This is a genomic window from Streptomyces sp. NPDC047061 (assembly GCF_040643955.1).
Lineage (GTDB): Bacteria > Actinomycetota > Actinomycetes > Streptomycetales > Streptomycetaceae > Streptomyces.
Genome location: NZ_JBEYVI010000053.1, coordinates 1 through 19684 on the forward strand (window position 1 = coordinate 1; position 19684 = coordinate 19684).

Annotated in this window: 18 protein-coding genes and 1 pseudogene; 9 read left to right on the top strand and 10 right to left on the bottom strand. The window is 71.6% G+C overall.

Features of this window, described 5'->3' with window-relative positions:
- Positions 1–153 (top strand): annotated as a pseudogene (locus tag ABZ887_RS44670) (IS5/IS1182 family transposase); the annotation flags it as partial.
- 142 nt (positions 154–295) lie between these two features.
- On the opposite strand, the gene ABZ887_RS44675 reads toward ABZ887_RS44670, so the two are convergent.
- Together ABZ887_RS44675 and ABZ887_RS44680 are read right to left on the bottom strand one after the other, a co-directional pair.
- Positions 296–1252 carry an electron transfer flavoprotein subunit alpha/FixB family protein gene (locus ABZ887_RS44675; protein ID WP_361304013.1) on the bottom strand — a complete coding sequence of 319 codons (957 nt, stop codon included), beginning with the start codon at positions 1250–1252 and terminating at the stop codon, positions 296–298.
- Positions 1253–1273: 21 nt separating this feature from the next.
- Positions 1274–2074, bottom strand: a complete 801-nt coding sequence (locus ABZ887_RS44680; RefSeq protein ID WP_361304016.1) for an electron transfer flavoprotein subunit beta/FixA family protein — start codon at positions 2072–2074, stop codon at positions 1274–1276.
- 762 nt (positions 2075–2836) lie between these two features.
- Here ABZ887_RS44680 and ABZ887_RS44685 point away from each other — a divergent pair.
- From ABZ887_RS44685 to ABZ887_RS44700, 4 genes are read left to right on the top strand one after another with little or no spacing between them, the layout of a single operon-like run.
- The gene (locus ABZ887_RS44685; RefSeq protein ID WP_361304019.1) at positions 2837–5239 is read left to right on the top strand and encodes a nitrate- and nitrite sensing domain-containing protein; all 2403 of its coding nucleotides are present in this window, start codon (positions 2837–2839) and stop codon (positions 5237–5239) included.
- Positions 5236–5673 carry a roadblock/LC7 domain-containing protein gene (locus ABZ887_RS44690; protein WP_361304022.1) on the top strand — a complete coding sequence of 146 codons (438 nt, stop codon included), beginning with the start codon at positions 5236–5238 and terminating at the stop codon, positions 5671–5673. The genes ABZ887_RS44685 and ABZ887_RS44690 overlap by 4 nt, the downstream gene beginning before the upstream one ends.
- The gene (locus ABZ887_RS44695; RefSeq protein WP_361304025.1) at positions 5670–6044 is read left to right on the top strand and encodes a DUF742 domain-containing protein; all 375 of its coding nucleotides are present in this window, start codon (positions 5670–5672) and stop codon (positions 6042–6044) included. Before ABZ887_RS44690 ends, ABZ887_RS44695 begins: the two co-directional genes overlap by 4 nt.
- A complete protein-coding gene (locus ABZ887_RS44700; RefSeq protein ID WP_361304028.1) occupies positions 6025–6636 on the top strand; it encodes an ATP/GTP-binding protein in 612 nt (203 codons plus the stop codon). Before ABZ887_RS44695 ends, ABZ887_RS44700 begins: the two co-directional genes overlap by 20 nt.
- A 58-nt stretch (positions 6637–6694) precedes the next feature.
- Here ABZ887_RS44700 and ABZ887_RS44705 read toward each other — a convergent pair whose 3' ends face one another.
- Complete coding sequence (locus ABZ887_RS44705) at positions 6695–7837, bottom strand: serine hydrolase domain-containing protein (protein ID WP_361304031.1); 1143 nt, start codon at positions 7835–7837, stop codon at positions 6695–6697.
- Positions 7838–8031: 194 nt separating this feature from the next.
- Here ABZ887_RS44705 and ABZ887_RS44710 point away from each other — a divergent pair, with 194 nt between their 5' ends.
- Entirely contained in the window at positions 8032–8898 is an 867-nt protein-coding gene (locus ABZ887_RS44710; protein ID WP_361304034.1) for a mycofactocin-coupled SDR family oxidoreductase, read from the top strand.
- A gap of 292 nt (positions 8899–9190) precedes the next feature.
- Here ABZ887_RS44710 and ABZ887_RS44715 read toward each other — a convergent pair whose 3' ends face one another.
- The 4 genes from ABZ887_RS44715 to ABZ887_RS44730 all read right to left on the bottom strand — a co-directional run bounded on the left by ABZ887_RS44715 (position 9191) and on the right by ABZ887_RS44730 (position 13182).
- The gene (locus tag ABZ887_RS44715) at positions 9191–10369 is read right to left on the bottom strand and encodes a sensor histidine kinase (protein WP_361304037.1); all 1179 of its coding nucleotides are present in this window, start codon (positions 10367–10369) and stop codon (positions 9191–9193) included.
- A gap of 116 nt (positions 10370–10485) precedes the next feature.
- Positions 10486–11718 carry a cytochrome P450 gene (locus ABZ887_RS44720; RefSeq protein ID WP_361304040.1) on the bottom strand — a complete coding sequence of 411 codons (1233 nt, stop codon included), beginning with the start codon at positions 11716–11718 and terminating at the stop codon, positions 10486–10488.
- 60 nt (positions 11719–11778) lie between these two features.
- Complete coding sequence (locus tag ABZ887_RS44725; RefSeq protein ID WP_361304043.1) at positions 11779–11973, bottom strand: ferredoxin; 195 nt, start codon at positions 11971–11973, stop codon at positions 11779–11781.
- Between the two features lie 18 nt (positions 11974–11991).
- Positions 11992–13182 carry an FAD-dependent oxidoreductase gene (locus ABZ887_RS44730; protein ID WP_361304046.1) on the bottom strand — a complete coding sequence of 397 codons (1191 nt, stop codon included), beginning with the start codon at positions 13180–13182 and terminating at the stop codon, positions 11992–11994.
- Positions 13183–13469: 287 nt separating this feature from the next.
- Between ABZ887_RS44730 and ABZ887_RS44735 the strand changes: the two genes are divergently transcribed.
- Positions 13470–13868: a hypothetical protein gene (locus ABZ887_RS44735; protein ID WP_361304049.1), complete on the top strand. Its 399-nt coding sequence runs from the start codon at positions 13470–13472 to the stop codon at positions 13866–13868.
- Between the two features lie 243 nt (positions 13869–14111).
- Here the strand turns inward: ABZ887_RS44735 and ABZ887_RS44740 are convergent, their stop codons facing one another.
- Together ABZ887_RS44740 and ABZ887_RS44745 are read right to left on the bottom strand one after the other, a co-directional pair.
- Positions 14112–14765, bottom strand: coding sequence for a response regulator transcription factor (locus tag ABZ887_RS44740; RefSeq protein ID WP_361304052.1), 654 nt, complete (start codon positions 14763–14765; stop codon positions 14112–14114).
- The gene (locus ABZ887_RS44745) at positions 14753–15904 is read right to left on the bottom strand and encodes a histidine kinase (RefSeq protein ID WP_361304055.1); all 1152 of its coding nucleotides are present in this window, start codon (positions 15902–15904) and stop codon (positions 14753–14755) included. The genes ABZ887_RS44740 and ABZ887_RS44745 overlap by 13 nt, the downstream gene beginning before the upstream one ends.
- Positions 15905–15984: 80 nt before the next feature.
- On the opposite strand from ABZ887_RS44745, the gene ABZ887_RS44750 reads away from it, so the two are divergent.
- Both ABZ887_RS44750 and ABZ887_RS44755 read left to right on the top strand, forming a co-directional pair.
- Positions 15985–16704 (top strand): response regulator transcription factor, encoded by a 720-nt coding sequence (locus ABZ887_RS44750; protein ID WP_361304058.1) that lies wholly within the window; start codon positions 15985–15987, stop codon positions 16702–16704.
- 282 nt (positions 16705–16986) lie between these two features.
- Positions 16987–17814, top strand: coding sequence for an SDR family oxidoreductase (locus ABZ887_RS44755; RefSeq protein WP_361304061.1), 828 nt, complete (start codon positions 16987–16989; stop codon positions 17812–17814).
- Between the two features lie 189 nt (positions 17815–18003).
- Here ABZ887_RS44755 and mftG read toward each other — a convergent pair whose 3' ends face one another.
- Complete coding sequence (gene mftG, locus ABZ887_RS44760) at positions 18004–19566, bottom strand: mycofactocin system GMC family oxidoreductase MftG (RefSeq protein ID WP_361304064.1); 1563 nt, start codon at positions 19564–19566, stop codon at positions 18004–18006.
- Positions 19567–19684: the final 118 nt, after the last annotated feature.

The following is a 19684-nucleotide window of genomic DNA, read 5'->3' on the forward strand; positions in this document are numbered from 1 at the left end:
ACCGGGCATCGCCGGGTCCGTGCGCGGGTCGAATATGGGATCGGGCGGCTGAAGAACTACAAGATCCTCCGTGACTGCGGGCAGCGCGGCGAGGGCCTCCACCACGCGGTCCAGGCCGTCGCCCGCATGCACAACCTCGCCCTGGTCGCATGATCAGCAGAGCCGCGGTCGGGCCCTGACCTGCAAAAACACGGCGTTCTGCAACGCGCTTTAGGCGACGGGAGCGCCGGGCGCGGCGGAGCGGTACCCCCATCCGGGGGAAGCCCTCCACACCATCGCCCGGAGAAGCGGAAGATCAGCCCTTGCGGGTGTTGACCTCGTCGGTGAGCTGGGGGACGACGTCGAAGAGGTCGCCGACCACACCGAAGTCGACCAGTTCGAAGATGGGGGCTTCGGCGTCCTTGTTGACGGCGACGATCGTCTTGGAGGTCTGCATGCCCGCGCGGTGCTGGATGGCGCCGGAGATGCCGTTGGCGATGTACAGCTGCGGGGAGACCGACTTGCCGGTCTGGCCGACCTGGTTGGTGTGCGGGTACCAGCCGGCGTCGACGGCGGCACGCGAGGCGCCGACGGCCGCGCCGAGGGAGTCGGCGAGGGTTTCTACGACGGTGAAGTCGCCGCCCACGCCGCGGCCGCCGGAGACCACGATCGCGGCCTCGGTCAGCTCGGGGCGGCCCGTGGACTCGCGCGGGGTACGGCCGGTGACCTTGGTGCCGGTCGCGGCGGCCGAGAAGGTCACGGCCAGCGCCTCGACCGCACCGGAGGCCGGGGCGGCCTCGACGGCGGCGCTGTTGGGCTTGACCGTGATGACCGGGGTGCCCTTGGTGATGCGGGACTTGGTGGTGAACGAGGCGGCGAACACCGACTGGGTGGCCACTGGGCCCTCGTCGCCGGCCTCGAGGTCGACGGCGTCGGTGATGATGCCGGAACCGGTGCGCAGCGCGAGGCGGGCGGCGATCTCCTTGCCCTCGGCGGAGGACGGGACCAGCACCGCGGCCGGGGACACCTGCTCGACGGCGGCCTGCAGCGCGTCGACCTTCGGGACGACCAGGTAGTCGGCGTACTCGGAGGCGTCGTGCGTCAGCACCTTCACGGCGCCGTGCTCGGCGAGGGCTGCGGCGGTGCCGGCGGCACCGGCACCGAGCGCGACGGCGACGGGCTCGCCGATACGGCGGGCCAGCGTCAAAAGCTCCAGGGTGGGCTTGCGGACCACGCCGCCTGCGTGGTCGACGTAGACGAGGACTTCAGCCATGGGACAGCAACTCCTTGTGGTTCAGATGAACTTCTGGCCCGCGAGGAACTCGGCGAGCTGCTTGCCGCCCTCGCCCTCGTCCTTGACGATCGTGCCCGCGGTACGGGCCGGACGCGCGGTCGCGTCCTGGACCGCGGTCCAGGCGCCCTGAAAGCCGACCTCCTCCGCCTCGATGTCGAGGTCGGACAGGTCCCACGACTGAACCGGCTTCTTCTTGGCCGCCATGATGCCCTTGAAGGACGGGTAGCGCGCCTCACCCGACTGGTCGGTCACCGACACGACGGCGGGCAGGGAGGCCTCCAGCTGCTCGCTGGCGGCGTCGCCGTCACGACGTCCCTTGACGGTGCCGTCCTGGACGGAGAGCTCGGAGAGCAGGGTGACCTGCGGGACGCCCAGACGCTCCGCGAGCAGGGCCGGGACCACACCGGCGGTGCCGTCGGTGGAGGCCATACCGGAGATCACCAGGTCGAAGCCGGCCTTCTCGATCGCCTTCGCCAGCACCAGCGAGGTGCCGATCGCGTCGGTGCCGTGCAGGTCGTCGTCCTCGACGTGGACGGCCTTGTCCGCGCCCATCGACAGCGCCTTGCGCAGCGCGTCCTTGGCGTCCTCGGGACCGACCGTCAGAACGGTCACCTCGACGTCGTCGTCCCCTCCCTGCCGCCGGCCTTCCGAGATCTGCAGCGCCTGCTCGACCGCGTACTCGTCCAGCTCGGAGAGCAGACCGTCCACGTCGTCACGGTCCACGGTCAGGTCATCGGCGAAGTGCCGGTCGCCAGTGGCGTCGGGCACGTACTTCACAGTGACAACGATCCTCATGCTCAAGTCCTCGTCAGGATTCGGGGGGTCTTGATCGACCGAACGCCGGCTCCCCCGCGGGTTCTTCGCATGCTATTGAATCGTGTACCGAATGGTCAATAAAACAGTGGATCCAGGGCGTGGCTGATCCTTTCGACCGATCGCCCCAATCTGTCGGCTTGGATGATCCGCGGTCGGGGTGGTACGGGATTGGCTTCTCCGTGTCCGAGTGGCGAAGGGGTGGGGTAAGGGCTTTCGCACTCCCTGCGCGATGTGATGTGCGTCACGTCGCATGGGTGCGATGAGTGTGCCCCATCGTGCGGCTTGGTGCCCGCTGTCGGTGCCCGGTGTGTCGTACGTCGCCGCTTCACCATGTGTAATCAGCCAAAACGTGACGGTGAGAAGAGTTTCGATGTGAGGGGGTGTCAGAATGTCTACGCGCATAGTGTACTGACTACCCTAAACGTCCATAACGATATGCCTGCACAGTCGCTTGACCCTGCTCGGCGGGCTCGGTTTCATGCTTACCTCAACTGCGCGACGGGGCGGATGGCTTGCCGTTGATCAGCGGCTACCTGCCCGGCCCTTCGTCCGTGCTCCACTCAACTCCCGGCCCCTGCTGCCGTGTTTCGTCATGCCCGTTTGTCCGGTGACGCCGTCGCACTACGCGCCTCCCCTCCGGAAAGGAAAGCCCCCGGTGCCCCAGCTCCACGCCACAGACCGCTTCCGCCTCCGCTCCGCCCCACGTCGGCGGGTGAAGTGAGCCGGCACAGGGGAAAGGCCGTACGCATGAGGCCGAACTCGGGCCGGAGTCGCAGCATCCGTGCCTCGCTGATCTCGCTCGCGGTAGTCCCGGCGGTGGCGATGATCCTGCTCTGGTTCAGTGGCTCGGCCGTGCTGTTCAATCAGTGGCGCCAGGCCGGCCATGTCGGACAGGCGGCGAAGACGACGTACGCGCTGGTGCCGGGCGTCGCCGAGTTTCAGAAGGAACGGCAGTTGACGGTTCTGCTGCTGTCGTCGCACGGCAGCCGTGCCGCTCTGGTCGCCCAGCGGGCCCGCACGGACCGTATCCTCGCGGACTTCCACAAGGCCGACACCGCTTCAGCCAGTGACGGATCGGCCGAATACCAGGCCCAGTTGGGGACTGTCCGCAAGCGACTGGACGCCTTGACCGCGGAGCGGACCACAGTGGACGGCGGAAAGGCCGACCGGCGGCATGTCTTCGACGTGTACTCCGCGATGATCCAGTCGGTGCTCAACCTCTTCGGGACGCTGAGCACGGACGACGGCAGCGGAGCCACGGCGGCGGAAGCCGCGCACGCGCTGTCCTTCCTGCGGGCGACGGAGGCGCTCGCGGAGGAGCGGGCCGTCCTCGACGCGGCCGCGGCCGGTGGGCGGTTGAGCGTTCAGGAGCGGTCCACTCTGGCCGCTGCGGCCGCTGTGCGCAGCTCCATCCTCACCAATGAGGTCACTCCCTACCTCCCGGCGAGCATGCGGGACGGGCTGGAGAAGACCATGGACGGCCGCGACTGGGTCGAACTGGACGCCTTCGAAGCGGCTCTGCCCGTGGCGGCCGCGGGCGGCGGCGACCGTATCGAGGTGCCCCGTGTCACGGCCGCCCGTGCCTCTGCACCGGGCCGTGTCTTCACCGATGTGCAAGGCGTGGAGAACGAGTACCTGGCCCAGGTCACCCAGAACAGTGTGGACCGGAACCACGAGCTGCTGGTCAGGGTGCTGGTCGGCAGCGCACTCGCCCTGCTGGCGGTGTTCGCGGTCGCCGTGCTGTCCTGGCGCATCACGCGGTCACTCATCGGCCGGATGGCTGGCCTGCGCGAGGCGACCCTCGATCTGGCCCAGGAGCGACTGCCCGAGCTGATCGGCAGGCTGCGCACCGACGGCAAGCAGACCGGCCTCGACGATCTCCCCGAACTCAACTATGGCACCGACGAGTTGGGGAAGGTCGCGGAGGCCTTCAACAGCGCTCAGCGGATCGCGGTGAGCGTCGCGCTGGAGCAGGCGGAGCTGCGTGAGGGGGCGCGGATGGTGTTCCTCAACATGTCCCGGCGTATCCAGATCCTGGTGCACCGACAGCTCACGGTCATCGACGGCATGGAACGCAAGGAGCAGGACCCCCAGCTGCTCGCCGACCTCTACCGCGTCGACCACCTGGCCACCCGTATGCGGCGAAACGCGGAGAGCCTGACGGTCCTGTCCGGTTCGGCGCCCCGGCGCCGCTGGAAGCAGGCCGTGGCACTCGCGGACCTGCTGCGTAGCGCGGTGTCCGAGATCGAGGGTTATACACGGGTGGTGGTCGAGCCGATGCCCGCGATCGCCGTGGCCGGTCCGGCCGTCGGCGACACCATCCACCTCATGGCGGAGCTGATCGAGAACGGCGTGACCTTCTCGCCCCCGCACACGGAAGTGCGCGTCCGCGCCCTGCCGGTGGCTCAGGGATATGTCGTGGAGGTCGAGGACCGCGGCCTGGGGCTGTCGCAGGAGGAGTACGAGGCCGCCAACGTTCTGCTGCACGACCCCCGGGAGTTCAGCATCACCTCGCTGGGCGAGGACCCGCGCCTGGGCCTGTTCACCGTCGGGCATCTCGCTCAGCGTCACGGCATCAAAGCCAGCCTGCAGGCGTCGTCGTACGGGGGATCGCTGGCCGTCGTCATCCTCCCGCACGACCTGACCGAGCCGGTCGCCGACCTCCCGCCGATGACGTTGGACCCTCGGGCGGAGCGACACCTGGCCTCGGTCGACTCCACGGCGCAGGAAGGGACGACGGTCGCCGGCATGCCCAGGCGCACCCGCACCACGGCGCCGACCCAGCCTGCCGGCGTACCGGCCCGGCCCCCGGGGGGTGTGCGCGGCAACGGGACCGGAGCAGTGCCGGACGGCGCGCTCGCGGTGGGCAACCGCGCCGGCGGCCAGAGCCGCCTGCCGCGCCGGGTCCGGCTGGCCAACCTCGCCCCCCAGCTTCGGGAGCGGCGCGAGGAACAACCCGACCATGGCCCGGGGCGGGAGGCGGAGGAGCGCCGCCCGGAACAGGCCCGCTCGATGCTCGCCGCGCTCCGTGACGGCACGCGGCGAGCTCGTGCCCAGGACGAGGTACCCGTACCTGACTGGCCCGTGCACCCGTCCCACCAGCGTCCGTTGCCCACCCGCACCAGCCCGACAAGGAACACCACCCCATGACACGAACCAACACCGCGCGCGAAGGTCTGTCCTGGCTTCTCGACAACCTGATCGACCGCATCCCGGAGACCCGGCACGCGATCGTGCTGTCGGAGGACGGGCTGCTGGTCGGTTCCTCGGCCGGACTGGCCAGGGCCGACGCCGAGCAACTCGCGGCCATCGCCTCAGGGGTGCATTCCCTGGCCCAGGGCACCAGCCGTCACTTCGGCGGCGGGCGCGTCCAGCAGACGGTCATCGAGATGGACGACCTCTTTCTCTTCGTCACCACGGCCGGAGGCGGCGCCCGGCTCGCGGTGCTCGCCGCCTCAGAGGTGGACGTGGGCAACGTCGGATACGAGATGACGATGCTGGTGCGGCAGGTGGGTCAGTTCCTCAGCGCCGCACCACGCTTCCCTCAATACAGCGGGGGTCCACATACGGGTGAGCATGAATGAGACACTGGTCCGAGGAAGACCCGTGGGCGGAGGACGACCCGCGCCGTCTCGTCCGGCCTTACGCCGTGACCGGGGGCCGTACCCACTCGGTCCGTGCCGACGTCGATCTGATCGCGTTGATCAGCACCGTCCGCCCGCCGACCCGTGACCAGCGGCTTCAGCCTGAACAGCACCGGCTGCTCGCGCTGTGCCGCAGGCCGACGGCGCTCGTGGAGGTCGCGGCAGCCCTCGACCTGCCGGTCTCGGTCGTACGCATCCTGCTGGGCGACCTTCTCGACACCGAACTCGTCTCCGTTTCCGCACCCCCGGCGGCCGGTACCCCCGACGCCCGCTTCCTTCAGGCAGTGATCGATGGCATTCGAAGACTCTGACCTCACCGCGGTCTCGCCCGACGCGGCGACGGCCAAGATCCTCATCGCCGGCGGCTTCGGCGTCGGGAAGACCACCCTCGTCGGCACCATCAGCGAGACGGAGCCGCTGCGCACCGAGGAACTGATCACCGAGGCCAGCGTCGGCGTCGACGACCTGGCCGGCGTGGAGCGCAAGACCACCACGACCGTCGCCATGGACTTCGGTCGGATCACGCTGAGCACGGCCCTCGTGGTCTACCTCTTCGGGGCACCCGGCCAGGATCGCTTCTGGTTCATGTGGGACGACCTGTCCCGCGGCGCGCTCGGGGCGGTCGTGCTGGCCGACACCCGGCGGCTGGACAGCTGCTTCCCCTCCGTCGACTTCTTCGAACACCGCGGCATTCCCTTCGCCGTCGGCGTCAACTGTTTCGACGGCATGTGCGACGAGGACGCCGAGGACATCCGCGCGGCGCTGGACCTGCCGCCCGATGTGCCGCTCGTGTTCTGCGACGCCCGGGACCGGGAGTCGGTGAAGCGGGTGCTGCTCGCACTGCTCGAACATGTGATGCGCGGGCTGGCGGCCGAGGCCTCGGCGGACCGGCAGCCGGTGTAGTCCGCCGGGCACCAGACCGGTCGACGCCGGCCGCCGCCGTGACAAAAGCTCTGGTCTCTCAGGTCCAGTCGGCGGCCACGGCGTGCACGGCGTCCCCGATCGCTCCGAACGGGGCGATCTGCTGCGGGCCGAAGAACATCCGGTTGTGCAGGACGGCGACGGAGAGGCCGAGTTCGGGTTCCGTCCAGGCGACCGTGCCACCGGCCCCCGTGTGGGAGAGCACCCCCTCGGTCAGGGCGCCGCCCGGGCTCGTGTCGCTCACGCCGGGGGCGAACTGCCACAGCCCGCCGTGCCCGACCGGCATGACGAAGCCGTAGGTGCGGTCGACGTCGGCCGGCCGGGGGGTGCGGCAACGGCGCAGGGTGCCGGCCGTGAAGAAGGGGTCACCGCCGTCGTGCCCGGACGCCGCGTAGGCCGCGAAGAGCCGGGCCGTCGCCCGGGCGGTGGCGATGCCGCCGGCCGACGGCAGGCCCGCTCGCTGTACCTCGGGCAGGTTGAACATCGAGGGGGCGAACGGCAGATGCCCGGGTGAGGCCGCCTGCAACAGCGGGTCGTCCGAGGAAGGCGCGCTGTCACCGGCAAGCGTGGCGACCCGGGGGCGCCGGTCGTCGGGCAGGCCGAGGAAGAAGTCGTCCATACCGAGCGGGAGCAGTACCTCCTCACGGACGATGTCCAGGAACGGCCGCCGCTGCGGATCGACTCGGCGTACCGCCTCCCCGAGCACCCAGCCGAAAGCGAAGGGACTGTACGCGTTCTGGGTGCCGGGTTCGGCCACCGGCCGCTGGTCGGCGACTTTGGCCGCCATCGTGTCCCAGTCGCACAGCTCCTCAAGGGTGGTGTCCGCCCCGATCGTGGGCGCCCCGGACCTGTGGCTGAGGACGTGGTCGAAGGTGATGCCGCCCTTGCCGTGGGCCGCGTACTCGGGCCAGACGTCGGCCACCGGGCGGTCGAGGTCCAGCAGTCCGCGTTGCGCGTAGCGGTGCACCACGGAAGCCGCGACGGCCTTGGTCACCGAGAAGACGGGGAACAGGGTGTCACCGTCGACCGCCCGGCCGTCCCCCATCTCGCCGGCCCAGGCGTCGACGATCAGCTCACCGTGGCGGAAGGCCGCTATCTGCACGCCCTTCTCGCCGGCGTTCAGTGCCTGTTCCAGGGCCTTGCCGATCCTGGGATCGGCGTTCGTCGCGATTCTTCTGCTCACAGCCGCTCCCTGTGATCGCGTGCCACCGGTGGACCGGAACCCGTCGGACTCAGGATCGCCACCAGATGTATGAGTGTATATAGTTCACTGAATTGGCGCTATGGTCGGTAAGTGGCACGCAGGGAGGTGGACGGGCTGTCGGTGGACCTGTGTTTCCCGGCAGCCGTCCGTCGCGACGACGAGGGAGGGCCGGTATGGCCGGGCGAGTTGAGGGCAAGGTCGCATTCATCACCGGCGCGGCACGCGGTCAGGGCCGCAGTCACGCCCTTCGGCTGGCCGAGGAGGGTGCCGACATCATCGCCGTCGATCTCTGCGCGGACATCGCCACCGCCCACTACCCGCTGGCCGATGAGGCCGACCTGGCGGAGACGGTGCGGCTCGTCGAGAAGCTCGGCCGCAGGATCGTCGCCCGCCGCGCGGACGTCCGTGAACGTTCGCAGCTCGCGTCCGCCGTTGCCGCCGGAGTCTTGGAACTCGGGCGCCTGGACGTCGTGGTGGCGAACGCCGGTATCGCCCCCGTGGGCCTGGACGTGCCTGCCGAGGGCTTCCTGGACGCGGTGAGTGTCAACCTGGTCGGCGTCATCAACACCGTCGAGGCCGCCTACCCGCACCTCGGCCAGGGGGGTTCCGTCATCTGCATCGGCTCGTCCGCCGGCCTGATGGTGGGCGGTGTCGACAGCCCCGAGACCGGCCCCGGCGGTTCCGGCTACTCCCACGCCAAGCGCGCGGTAGCCCGATTCGTGCACGACCTGGCGATCCAACTGGGACCGGGACTCATCCGGGTCAACGCCGTGCATCCGACCAACTGCGACACGGACATGCTCCAGAGCCGGCCGATGTACCGCATCTTCCGCCCCGACCTGGAGGACCCGACGCGCGAGGACGCTGTGGAGGCCTTCCGCAGCACCCAGGCCATGCCGATCCCGTACGTCGACACGTCGGACATCAGCAACGCCGTGCTGTTCCTGGCCTCGGACGAGTCGCGGTACGTGACCGGTCTCCAGATGAAGGTCGATGCGGGTGCGATCCTGAGGAGGAGCACCTCGGGCGCGCCGGCCTGACCCGCCCCACCGGTAGCCGGACATCCCCGGCTACCGGTCGGGCCGGTGCAGACGATCCGGCCCCAGCGCTGTGCGGGCATCCGGGGCCGAGCCGCGCGTGGGGTGTGGAACGTGCCCCGGACGCGCACATCGAGGTGGCGGTCGGCACGTCGCCGGTGCCGGCGAACGCCGTATCGCCGACGGAGCCGACCTCCGCATCGCCTGACAGGGGCCCCGGACGGAGCCGTGACCGGAAACAGGGTGGCCCGACGGAGGGTGCCCGGAGGCCGAAGCCACTGCTCGGGCCAGGCGATCAGTGTGCGAGCGGGAGATCCGCGACGACCTCGAATCCGCCTCCGGGACGCGGGCCGGCGCTGAGACGGCCGCCCACCGAGCGGGCCCGCTCGCGCATCCCGAGGATGCCGTAACCACTGTGGGGATCGGGTGAGCCGGGGCGATGAGCCACTCCGTCGTTGGTGACGGTGAGCCGGAACAGGCCGGGGGAGTAGTCGAGACGTACCCGGGCCTCTCGGGCGGCCGAGTGTTTGGTGACGTTGGTGAGCGCTTCTTGCAGGATGCGGTAGGCCGTGAGATCCGTGCTCGTGGGCAGCGGCAGCCGTGCTCCTCCGACGCTGACCGCGACGGCAAGCCCGGCGCCCCGGAAAGAGCCGGTCAGGTCCGTGAGGCCGGCGAGTCCGGGCGCGGGGTCCGAGGGCTGCTCCTCGTCCTGAGGGTCGCGCAACACGCCTACGGTGGCCCGTAGTTCACGCAGCGCCGCGGACGTGGCGACGGTGAGTTCGGCCAGGACCCGCTCCGCCTTGTCGGGCTGCGGCCGAAAGAAGCGCGCCACCGCACTGGCCTGCATGCTCGCCAGGACCAGGTGGTGGGCGACCACATCGTGCAGGTCGCGGGCGATGCGCAGGCGCTCTTCGGTGACCCGGCGCCGCGCCTCCTCGTCCCGGGTGCGTTCCGCGTGTTCGGCACGGGCCTGAACGGCTTCGAGGTACGCCTTGTGGACGCGGTTCAGGGTGCCGAGCGAGGTGGGCAGCAGCAGCCAGAAGGCGGGACTGAGCAGCTTCACCAGCAGCGGCTCGTCGGAGGCCCCGGCGATCAGCGCCGTCGCGGTGAGCAGCACGATCCCGATGCCGGCGACGGTGTTCGCGGTGCGGCGGTTCGTGCGGGCGGCCAGCGCGAAGAGGGCGACCATCAGCGGGCCCAGCAGCAGAACCGTGACCAGATGGCCGAGCGCGGTCATGGCCAGGGCACCGGCCAGCGTCAGCGCGGCCGTGGCCCGCGGGCGGGTACGGCGCCACGCCAGGGCCGCGCAGGAGATCACGGACACGAGGGCAGTGGGCCACCACGCGCCGGGCGGGTCCTGGCCTTCGAGCGCTCCCAGACAGGTCAGGAGGGAGCACCCGAACAGGCCCAGGGCGAGGAGTGCGTCGAGGGCGAGGTGCCGGCGGCGAGCGTACCGCTGCAAGCTGTCGATCATGAGTCTTCCGTCCAGGGGGCAGACGCGGCGGTCGTCCCGCCGGGCTCCGGCCTCGGCCCCGGTACGGGGGATCCGAGGAGCGAGGGCTGAGCCGATGAGGTGTCCGGAGGATCCGGCTACCAGGTGACCGGCAGTTCGTGGACACCGTAGGCGAGCGAGTCGCCCTTGAAGTCGAGTTCCGCACGGCCGACCGCGAGGCGCAGGCCGGGAACGCGGCGGAAGAGGGTGCCGAAGACGACCTGGAGCTCGACACGGGCGAGTTGCTGGCCCACGCACTGGTGGACGCCCCAGCCGAAGGCGTGGTGGTGGCTCGCCTTGCGGGCGAGGTCGAGCCTCTCCGGCTCGGGGAAGGCGCCGGGATCCCAGTTGCCGGCCGGAAGGGGGACGACGATGCCGTCCCCGGCCCGGATCGTCTCGCCCTCGATCTCGATGTCCTCGTCGGCGATCCGCCGCTGGCCCAGGTGCGGGACGGTCAGGTAGCGCAGCAGTTCCTCGACGGCGTTCGCGAGGAACGCGGGGTCCTCGTTCTCGCGCAGCCGGGCCAGCTGGTCCGGCTGCTCCAGCAGCAGGGCGGTGCCCAGGGTGATCATGTTGGAGCTGGTCTCGTGTCCGGCGATCAGCAGGATCATGCACAGCAGGGTGGCGTCCTCGATCCTGAGTTCGCCCGTCCCGACGCGCGCGGCGAAGGCGGAGAGCACGTCGTCGCGGGGGTTCGCCATCCGGGCCCGGAGCAGTCCGGCGAGGTAGCCGCCGAGAGCCGCCGACGCCCGCCGGTCGTCCTCGGCCGTCTTGAAGCGCCGGGTCGCGACGGAGGCGTGCTCCTGGAAGAACTCGTGGTCCTCGTAGGGCACTCCGAGCAGCGCGCAGATCATCAGCGAGGGCAGCGGCAACGAGAGGGCGGTCACCAGATCCACCGGACGGGGGCCGGTGAGCATCTTGTCGACGAGGTCGTCGGTGATCCGCTGGATCTCCGGACGGAGCTGTTCCATCCGCTTGCGCGTGAACGGGCTCGTCAGCGTCCGGCGTATCCGGGTGTGCTCGGCGCCGTCGGCGTTGAAGACGGTCAGCGGGTGGTGCGGGGCGCTGTCGGCCTGGGCCCGGCTCGGGTGCGGGAACCCCGGCCGCTTGTCGTCCGAGCTCACCCGCGGGTCGGACAGGATGGCGCGCTGGGCGGCGTGGCCGGTGACGAGCCAGGGGGTGCTGCCGTCCCAGATCCGGCCCCGGGACACCGGCTTCTCCTCATGCAGGGCGAGCAGTTCCGCGGGCGGCGCGAACGGGCACCCGGCCGCCCTGTCTCCTGGGTACTCGGTGGGCTGCGCGGCAGGGAAGGTCTGTGTCGTCTCGGTCATGGCATTGCTCCGGAAATCGCGTGGGGGAGTGGGGGGAGGGGGGAACTGAAGGCGGGAGGTTCAGTCCGCGATGCGGATCGCCAGCGCGGGGCAGACCGCCGCCGCCTCGCGGACGGCATCGGCCAGCTCGGCCGGCGGGTTCTCGTTCAGCACGACGACGATGCCGTCCTCTTCGCGCTGGTCGAACACGTCCATGGCGGCGGACACGCACTGTCCGGCGGCGACGCACTTGCTCTCGTCGATGATGACCTTCATGGGATCTCTCCTGATCTCTCAGTGGGCGGGGGCGGTGGCGACCGCGTCGGCGATCTCCTGGCGGCGCAGCCGGGTCTGCTTGGGCATGTTCCAGCCGAGGACTCCGGTGACCCGGCCCTCGCTGCGGTAGCGTGCGACGAACCGGCGGGCCGTCAGATCACCCTCCACGACGTCCACTTCGGCGTCCGCGGGCAGGAAGCCGTAGACCTGGAGCCGCGCGTCGTACTGGTCGGTCCAGAAGTACGGCACGGGGGTGTACGGCCGTTCGTCGCCGAGGACTGCGTCGGCGACCGCCGCCGCCTGCTCGGTGGCGTTGGTGCGGTTCTCCAGGCGGATCAACCGGCCGAGCCCCTCGTGGTACCAGCGGGCCACGTCACCGACGGCGTAGATCCCGTCGGCCGCCCGGCACCGGGAGTCGCACACCACCCCGTTGTCGAGGGTGAGCCCGCTGCCCTCCAGCCACTGTGTCGCCGGGACGGCGCCGATGGAGACGGCCACCACGTCCGCGGGCAGCACCTCACCGGTGGCCAGCCGGACGCCGGTGACCCGGCCGCCCCGGCCGTCGAGCCCGGCGACGCCGGTGCCGAGCCGGAGCCGTACACCCCGCTCGGTGTGCAGGTCGGCCAGGACGCCGGACACCAGCGGGCCCACCTGCAGGGCCATCGGCGCCGCGAGCGGGCCGGCGAGGGTGACGTCCAGGCCGAGGGTCCGTGCGGTGGCCGCGATCTCGGAGCCGAGCACCCCCTCGCCGACGACCACCAGCCGCTCGGCGGCCAGCAGGCCGGCGCGCAGGGCCAGTGCGTCGTCGAGGGTGCGCAGTGTGTGGACGCCCTCCTGCCCGCCCTGTCCCGGCAACTGCCGGGCACGTACGCCCGTGGCGATGACCACCGCGTCCGCGGTCAGTTCCCGTCCGGACCGGGTCCGTACGGTCCGTGCGGCCGTGTCCAGCGCGACCGCCGGGTCACCGAGCACGAACTCGGCGTCGAGTCCCGACAACGCCTCCCGGGTGCGCAGCGCGGCCCGTTCGGGCTCCCATGCGCCGGAGAGCACCTGCTTCGACAGCGGCGGCCGGTCGTACGGCGCGTGTGGCTCCTCGCCGAGCACGGTGATCGGGCCGGTGTGGCCCTTGCGCCGGAGCGACTCGACCGTCGTGAGTCCGGCCGCGGACGCTCCTACGACCAGTACTCGGGAAAGCTGTGATGCCCGCACGGCTGTACCTCCTGGGCCTCGGCTCACCGCGGTGAGCGTGAAACGACTTCCGAGATCGACGATCCCGGTCGGAGGACGGGGAAACGAGGGCGTGCACCCCCCGGTCGGGGGTGTAGCGGGCTGCACCCCCGAGACCGTGGTGTAGCCCGCTACACCACGGACCGGGGAGGGTGCTTCCTCGTGGCGGCGGGTGGGCGCCGGGATCGTGGAGACCACGGACGGCCCGGACCGCAACGGATCCACCGGCCGGACCGGACCTCGCATCCCCCATCCCCAAGGACACCGCCATGAAGTTCCTCGCCCGCGTCAAGGCCTTCTTCCGCGACCTGCTCCTGTGGTCGTGCTTCGTCGCCGGACTCGCCGCGAGCTCCGCCTCCGGTACCGTCCTCGACGGCACCCAGAAGGACGTCGCCACCTACTCCGGCATCGCCGTGTCGATGCTGGCGGGATCACGCATCGCGAAGAAGCCGAAGATCAAGGCGTTCCTGTCGAGGAGGGGCACCCTCTGGTTCCTGTTCCTCTTCAACGCCGGTGCGGCGGCGGCGATGTACTTCGCCATCGGCGGGGTGCAGGGAATCATGGGCGCCGCGTTCATGGGCCTGGTGTCGCTGGGCGCTGCGAGCGGTCTCGTCGCGGGCCGCCGCAAGCCGAAGCAGGTGCACCCGGCCGATCAGCCCTGGTCATGACCGGTCGCCGGACCCGGCCACCGCGCGGTGCTGAGCCCACGCCCCCGGAGGGCCGGGATCACGCCGCCGGCGGCTCCGGGACCGGGTCCGCGCCCTCGCCCGGACGGTCCGGAAGGCCGACCCCGGGAGGCCGGTACCTGCGGCGCGAGAGCCGCTGCGGACGCGCTCGGGATCGGGGGTGTGCCGAACGGGCCGGGAAGCCCGGCCCGTCGTCGCGGACCCCGGCGACCGGTCCGTCGGTCTTCACTCCTGCGGTGCGTGCGCCAGATAGGCCAGCACGGCGAGGACGCGCCGGTGGCCGCTGTCGCTCGGCGGCAGCCCCAGCTTCAGGAAGACGTTGCCGATGTGCTTGTGGACCGCGCGCTCGGTGACGACCAGGGTCCCGGCGATGGTCGCGTTGTCATGACCCTGTGCCATCAGCTTCAGTACCTCCCGTTCGCGCGGGGTGAGGGAGTCGAGCGGGGAGTCCTTGCGGCGGGTGAGGAGTTCGGTGACGACCTCCGGGTCCAGTGCCGTGCCGCCCGCCGCGACCCGCTCCAGTGCGTCGAGGAACTCGTCGACCCGGCCGATCCGGTCCTTGAGCAGGTACCCGATCCCGCTGCTCCCGCCGCCCAGCAGCTCACTGGCGTACGACTCCTCGACGTACTGCGAGAGCACCAGCACCGGCAGCCCGGGGATCCGCTCCCGGGCCTCCAGCGCCGCCCGCAGCCCCTCGTCGCGGAAGGAGGGCGGCATCCGTACGTCGAGCACGGCCACGTCCGGACGGTGCGCCAGCAGCGCGGGCACGACCTCGGGCCCGCTGCCCGCGACGGCCACGACCTCGTGCCCGGCCGAGGTCAGCAACAGGACCAGCCCCTCCCTCAGGAGGGCGTTGTCCTCGGCGATCACCACACGCACGGCAACTCCACTTCGATCACGGTCGGCCCCCCGACGGGGCTGGAGATCCGCACGGTCCCGTCGAGCGCGGCTACGCGCCGCCGCATGCCGAGCAGCCCTGAGCCGCCGGTCTCGTCGGCACCGCCACAGCCCTCGTCCCGGACGCTGATCCGCAGGCCGCGGCGGGCCCGGACGAGGTGTACCTCGGCGCGGGTGACCCCACTGTACTTGGAGACATTGGTGAGCGCCTCGGCCACCGCGAAGTAGGCGGCCGCCTCCACCGCGGCGGGCGCCCGTACTCCCGTGTCGAGGCCGCCGTCGTCCAGCGTGACCTCCAGTCCGCTGCTCGCGGCCAGGGCCCGGACCGCACCGGCCAGGCCGCGGTCCGTGAGGATCGGAGGATGGATGCCGCGCACGACCTGCCGCAATTCCGTGAGCGCCTTCTCGGCCTGCGCCTGGGCCTCGTCCAGCAGCTTCAGCGCCATCTCGTGGTCACGGCCGTAGGCGCGTTTGGCGAGCCCGATGCGCATGGACAGCGCCACGAGCTGGGCCTGTGCCCCGTCGTGCAGATCGCGCTCGATCCGGCGCAGTTCGGCGCCGTGCGCGGTGATCGCGTCGGCCCGTGTCTGCGCCAGCCTCTCGACCTGGGCCGTGAGCTGTGCCTGCGGGGACGGCTTGAGCAGAGCGGTCGACCAGTCGGCCTCCAGGTCCGCGAGCCGCACGATCAGCGGCAGTACGACTGCCTCGCGGCGCAGCAGCCCGCACCACACGCCGTCGACGACCAGTCCCACCGGCCACAGCGGCAGCGCGAGGGCGAGCAGGGCGCCGTAGAACCAGTAGGCGATCATCCAGCGCAGGTCGTGGCGGGTGCTGGGGTCGCGTACCGACTGGACCACTCGCGCGCGCATGGTGCCGGTCAGCGGCTGGTACACCTCGGGGATCTTCACGCCCGTCCACGCGGCGGTCAGGCTCCGTTTGGCCCCCGCGATCCGGCGGACCAGCAGCACCGTCTCGGGGAGCAGCCAGGCACCGACCACGGCCAACGTGGCGACCGCGGTGATCAGCAGCACGGTGATGAAGATCCACATGCCGAAGGCCATCGCCGCGGCCGCGAAGAGGTGGACCGTGGCCCACGCCGCGCGCCGCACCGTTTTCCACATGGGGAGGACGGTAGTGCTTTTACTTGAGTTAGGCAATTATTGACTGGGGTGCCCGCCCCGACACCACGAAAGGGCCCGTCATGCGAGGGAATCCCGAGGTCCAGACGCCGCCGTCCCGTACCGGCGGCCGGGACGTCCTGATCGTCGGACATGACTCCTCGGAGACCGATCTGCTCACCACGACGCTCGAACTGGCCGGGTACAGCGTCGCGGGCACGGCGGGAACCGGCTTCGAGGGGATCGAGCAGATCACCCGGCGGCGCTTCGACCTGGTGGTCTGGGACGCCACGCTGCCCGACCTCAAGGAAGTGGCACGCAGCCGCCGCATCCCGCCCGAGGACCGGCCGCCGCTGCTCTATCTGATCACCTGCGAATACCTGCACACCCTCCTGCCCGTGCTCGGCCGGGGCCGGGAGGACTACGTCACCAAACCGGTCCGGGCCGCAGAGGTCCTGGCGCGTGCGCAGATGCTGTTGCGAGGCCGGCACTCCGCGGGCGAGGCGGGCGAGGCCGCCTACGCCGACCTCGTCCTGGACACGGCCGGCTGCCAGGCCTGGCGCGGCTCCAGGGCGCTCGGGCTGTCTCCGGCCGAGTACCGGCTCCTGCGGCATCTGCTCTCCAACGCCGAGCGCGTCCTGTCCAAGGAGCAGATCGGCCGGCACGTCTGGGGGGAGTTCCGGGCGACCGAGGCCATCGAGAAACTCGTCTCCCGGCTCCGTGTGAAGGTGGACCGTGAGGAACCCGCCCTGATCCATACCCACCGGGGCTTCGGCTACCGGCTCGGACAGCCTCGCAGCTGACATCGCCGTCTCCGCGGCCGCCGCCACCGGCCCTGCGGCCGTGACACGACCGTCGAACCGGTCGCGGACAATCGGTGTGAGGGCCGTCACGTCCGGAAAATGTCCGGAAGCGGTCCGGTGTCCGTCAGCCCGACCGGTTTGCATGCCGGTACGGCGACCGTGGCCACCGGATGCGAACGGGACGGGTCTCCGCGCCGGGCCCGGCAGTCCCGGCGGGGGCGGTACCCGCGCCCGGGGCCGATGGCGCCGGTCCAGGGAACGTACTTCACCGAGGAGCAGCGCATGACGACCGTAGGAATTGTCACCGGAGCCGGCCGCGGCATGGGAGAGGCCTGCGCACGCAGGCTCGTCGACACCGTGGACGTGCTGCTGCTCGTCGACCGGGACACGGCCGGCGTGGAGGCGGTCGCGAAGGACCTCAACGACGCGGCCGGCCGGGCGCACGCCGAGGCGTTCGGCGTCGACATCACCGACCGCGAGGGCCTGGCCGGGCTCGCTGACCGGGTCGCCGAGCTGGGCACGCTGCGCTCCGTCGCCCACGCGGCCGGCATCTCGCCCTCCATGGCCGACTGGCGGCGCATCTTCGAGGTGGACCTCGTCGGGACCGCCCTGCTGGCCGAGGCGCTGCGCCCGCTGGCCACCCAAGGCACCGCGCACGTGTACTTCTCCTCGATGTCGCCGATGATCGCGCGGGTCGACAACCCGGATCCGGCCGTCGGGGCCATCCTGGACGAGCCGCTGCGGGAGGACTTCCTCGACCGTATCCGCGAGGCTGTCGGGCCTCAGCTGGAGCAGACCACCTGGGCCTACCCGTGGGCCAAGCACGGCGTGGCCCGGTTCGCGCGGAAGGAGGCGGTGCGGCTCGGTCCGGCCGGAGCACGCGTGTGCTCGCTGGCACCGGGCATCATCGACACCCCGCAGGGCCGGCAGGAGGCGGCCAAGCAGGCGTCGATGCAGCGGATGATCGACGCGACACCCCTCGGCCGGACCGGCCGCTCGGAGGAGATCGCCGAGGTCGTGGCGTTCATGCTCTCGGACGGCGCGAGCTTCCTGAACGGCGTCGACATCCTCGTTGACGGCGGCGTGTACGCGGCCATTCGCGACCGGTGACGGTGACGGTGACGGTGCCGAGGCGCCGGACCGGGTGTGGCAGGCGGACCGCGAGGCCGGTGCACCTGCCCGGCGGGCTCTCTGCGCGTCCGTGCCGGACCGCGGACGCGGCGGGACCCGCCGCAGGGCATCGGCGGCCGGACCGGGCCTTCGGGACCCGGACCGGATCAGGTCGGGCTCACGCCGGGCTCACGTAAGGCCGCGGCGCATGGCGTCGGCGACCAGTTCGCCGATGAGCACGGCGGTGGCCGCGGGACCCCGCAGCGGCGGCGTGGGCAGGATCGAGGTGTCCGCGACCCGCAGGCCCGCCACGCCGTGCACCCTGCCGTAGGCGTCGACGGCGGGGCCCAGCGGAACCGTGCCACAGGTGTGATGACAGGTGCCGAGGTGCCCGCGGATCCACTCGTCGAGCAGCCGGTCCTCGGCCGTCACCCGGGGCCCCGGGTCCGTGAGGCCGCCTCCGACCTCCGCGAAGTCGGCCGTCGCCGCCAACTCCGCGGTGACCCGCACCACTTCGCGCAGGCGCCGCCGGTCCTCGGCCGTCGAGAGATAACCGTGGTCGAGGCTCGGCGGCTGCCCGGGACCGGCGGGGTCCAGGCGCAGCCGACCGGTCGGCCGGGGCGTCTGGACGGACACCAGGAACGCGAGCGGCGCCCCCGGCACGGACACCCGCCCGCTGGTCAGCCCGGCCATGGGGACCAGGGACTGCAGTATCTCCAGATCGCCGCCCGGGTGGTCCCCGTCGGACGCGGGCAGGTGCAGGGCCCCGCCGAGCCACGAGCCGGCCGGCTCCGGCAGCGGCCGCCGGGGCGCCCACTCCAGAACCAGCTGCGGATGGTCGCCGAACCGGGCGCCCACGGCGGGCACGTCCCTGACGACCGGGATCCCGAGCGCCGCCAGCTCCGCGCGCGGCCCGACGCCGGAGAGCAGGAGAAGCTGCGGGGAGCGCAACGCACCCGCGCAGAGCACGACTTCACCCCCGCGCACGGTCGCACGGCGCCCGTGCCGTTCGACCACGACACCGGTCGCCCGCCCGCGCTCGACGACGATCCCGAGGACCGTGCTGTCTCCTTCCACACGGAGATTGGGCCGGCCGGACATCCGTGCCAGATAGGCGAGGCCGGTGTTGACCCGCACCCCGTCCACGGCGTTGGACGGGACCGGGCCGAACCCCGGCGGGTCCTGGGCGTTCTTGTCCGGTTCCTCGGGAAAACCCAGCCGCCGGGCGGCCGCCCCGAACGCGACGGCGGCCGGGTGCCGCAGGTCCGTGCGGCGGATGCGCACCGGCCCGCCGTCGCCGTGCAGCGGCCCGGCGCCGTCGTCGAGGTCGGTCTCCAGCGCGCGAAGGAGCGGGAGCATCCGCTCGTACGACCAGACCGGACCGCCGCCCGCCGCGGCCCACCGCTCGAAGTCCTCCCGCCGGGCGCGCACGAAGTACCCGCCGTTGACCGTGGTCGAGCCGCCGAGGACTCGGCCCCGGACGACCGTGTACGGGCGGCCGGCGGTGAGGCGGGCGGGATACGGCTGGACGGCCGGGTGCCCGGGCCGCGCACCGGGTACCAGCCGGGCGTCCAGCAACTCCGGCGGGAAGGACGGCGGCAGGCCCGGCACCGGGCCCGACTCCAGCACCAGCACCCTGCGGTCGGGGTCCTCCGCGAGCCGGGCCGCCAGCGCCGCCCCGGCCGCCCCGGCGCCCACCACGATCACGTCCGGGCCCGGAGTCCGGCCCCGCGCGTGCCCGGTCCGTCTCATGGTCCGGTGATTCAAGGCGTGGCGACTGCCCCGTACAACGGTCCGTCCCAGTGGCCGGGACGGGCCCGGGCACCGGGCACGGCCGTGACCTAGCGTCGGGATTGTCCACGAAAGGAGA

What these genes read in the sequence shown, in the direction of transcription:
- ABZ887_RS44675 (WP_361304013.1), bottom strand. Translation starts at nt 1,252, where the DNA reads ATGGCTGAAGTCCTCGTCTACGTCGACCACGCAGGCGGCGTGGTCCGC.
- ABZ887_RS44685 (WP_361304019.1), top strand. Translation starts at nt 2,837, where the DNA reads ATGAGGCCGAACTCGGGCCGGAGTCGCAGCATCCGTGCCTCGCTGATC.
- ABZ887_RS44690 (WP_361304022.1), top strand. Translation starts at nt 5,236, where the DNA reads ATGACACGAACCAACACCGCGCGCGAAGGTCTGTCCTGGCTTCTCGAC.
- ABZ887_RS44695 (WP_361304025.1), top strand. Translation starts at nt 5,670, where the DNA reads ATGAGACACTGGTCCGAGGAAGACCCGTGGGCGGAGGACGACCCGCGC.
- ABZ887_RS44700 (WP_361304028.1), top strand. Translation starts at nt 6,025, where the DNA reads ATGGCATTCGAAGACTCTGACCTCACCGCGGTCTCGCCCGACGCGGCG.
- ABZ887_RS44710 (WP_361304034.1), top strand. Translation starts at nt 8,032, where the DNA reads ATGGCCGGGCGAGTTGAGGGCAAGGTCGCATTCATCACCGGCGCGGCA.
- ABZ887_RS44715 (WP_361304037.1), bottom strand. Translation starts at nt 10,369, where the DNA reads ATGATCGACAGCTTGCAGCGGTACGCTCGCCGCCGGCACCTCGCCCTC.
- ABZ887_RS44720 (WP_361304040.1), bottom strand. Translation starts at nt 11,718, where the DNA reads ATGACCGAGACGACACAGACCTTCCCTGCCGCGCAGCCCACCGAGTAC.
- ABZ887_RS44725 (WP_361304043.1), bottom strand. Translation starts at nt 11,973, where the DNA reads ATGAAGGTCATCATCGACGAGAGCAAGTGCGTCGCCGCCGGACAGTGC.
- ABZ887_RS44735 (WP_361304049.1), top strand. Translation starts at nt 13,470, where the DNA reads ATGAAGTTCCTCGCCCGCGTCAAGGCCTTCTTCCGCGACCTGCTCCTG.
- ABZ887_RS44745 (WP_361304055.1), bottom strand. Translation starts at nt 15,904, where the DNA reads ATGTGGAAAACGGTGCGGCGCGCGGCGTGGGCCACGGTCCACCTCTTC.
- ABZ887_RS44750 (WP_361304058.1), top strand. Translation starts at nt 15,985, where the DNA reads ATGCGAGGGAATCCCGAGGTCCAGACGCCGCCGTCCCGTACCGGCGGC.
- ABZ887_RS44755 (WP_361304061.1), top strand. Translation starts at nt 16,987, where the DNA reads ATGACGACCGTAGGAATTGTCACCGGAGCCGGCCGCGGCATGGGAGAG.
- mftG (WP_361304064.1), bottom strand. Translation starts at nt 19,566, where the DNA reads ATGAGACGGACCGGGCACGCGCGGGGCCGGACTCCGGGCCCGGACGTG.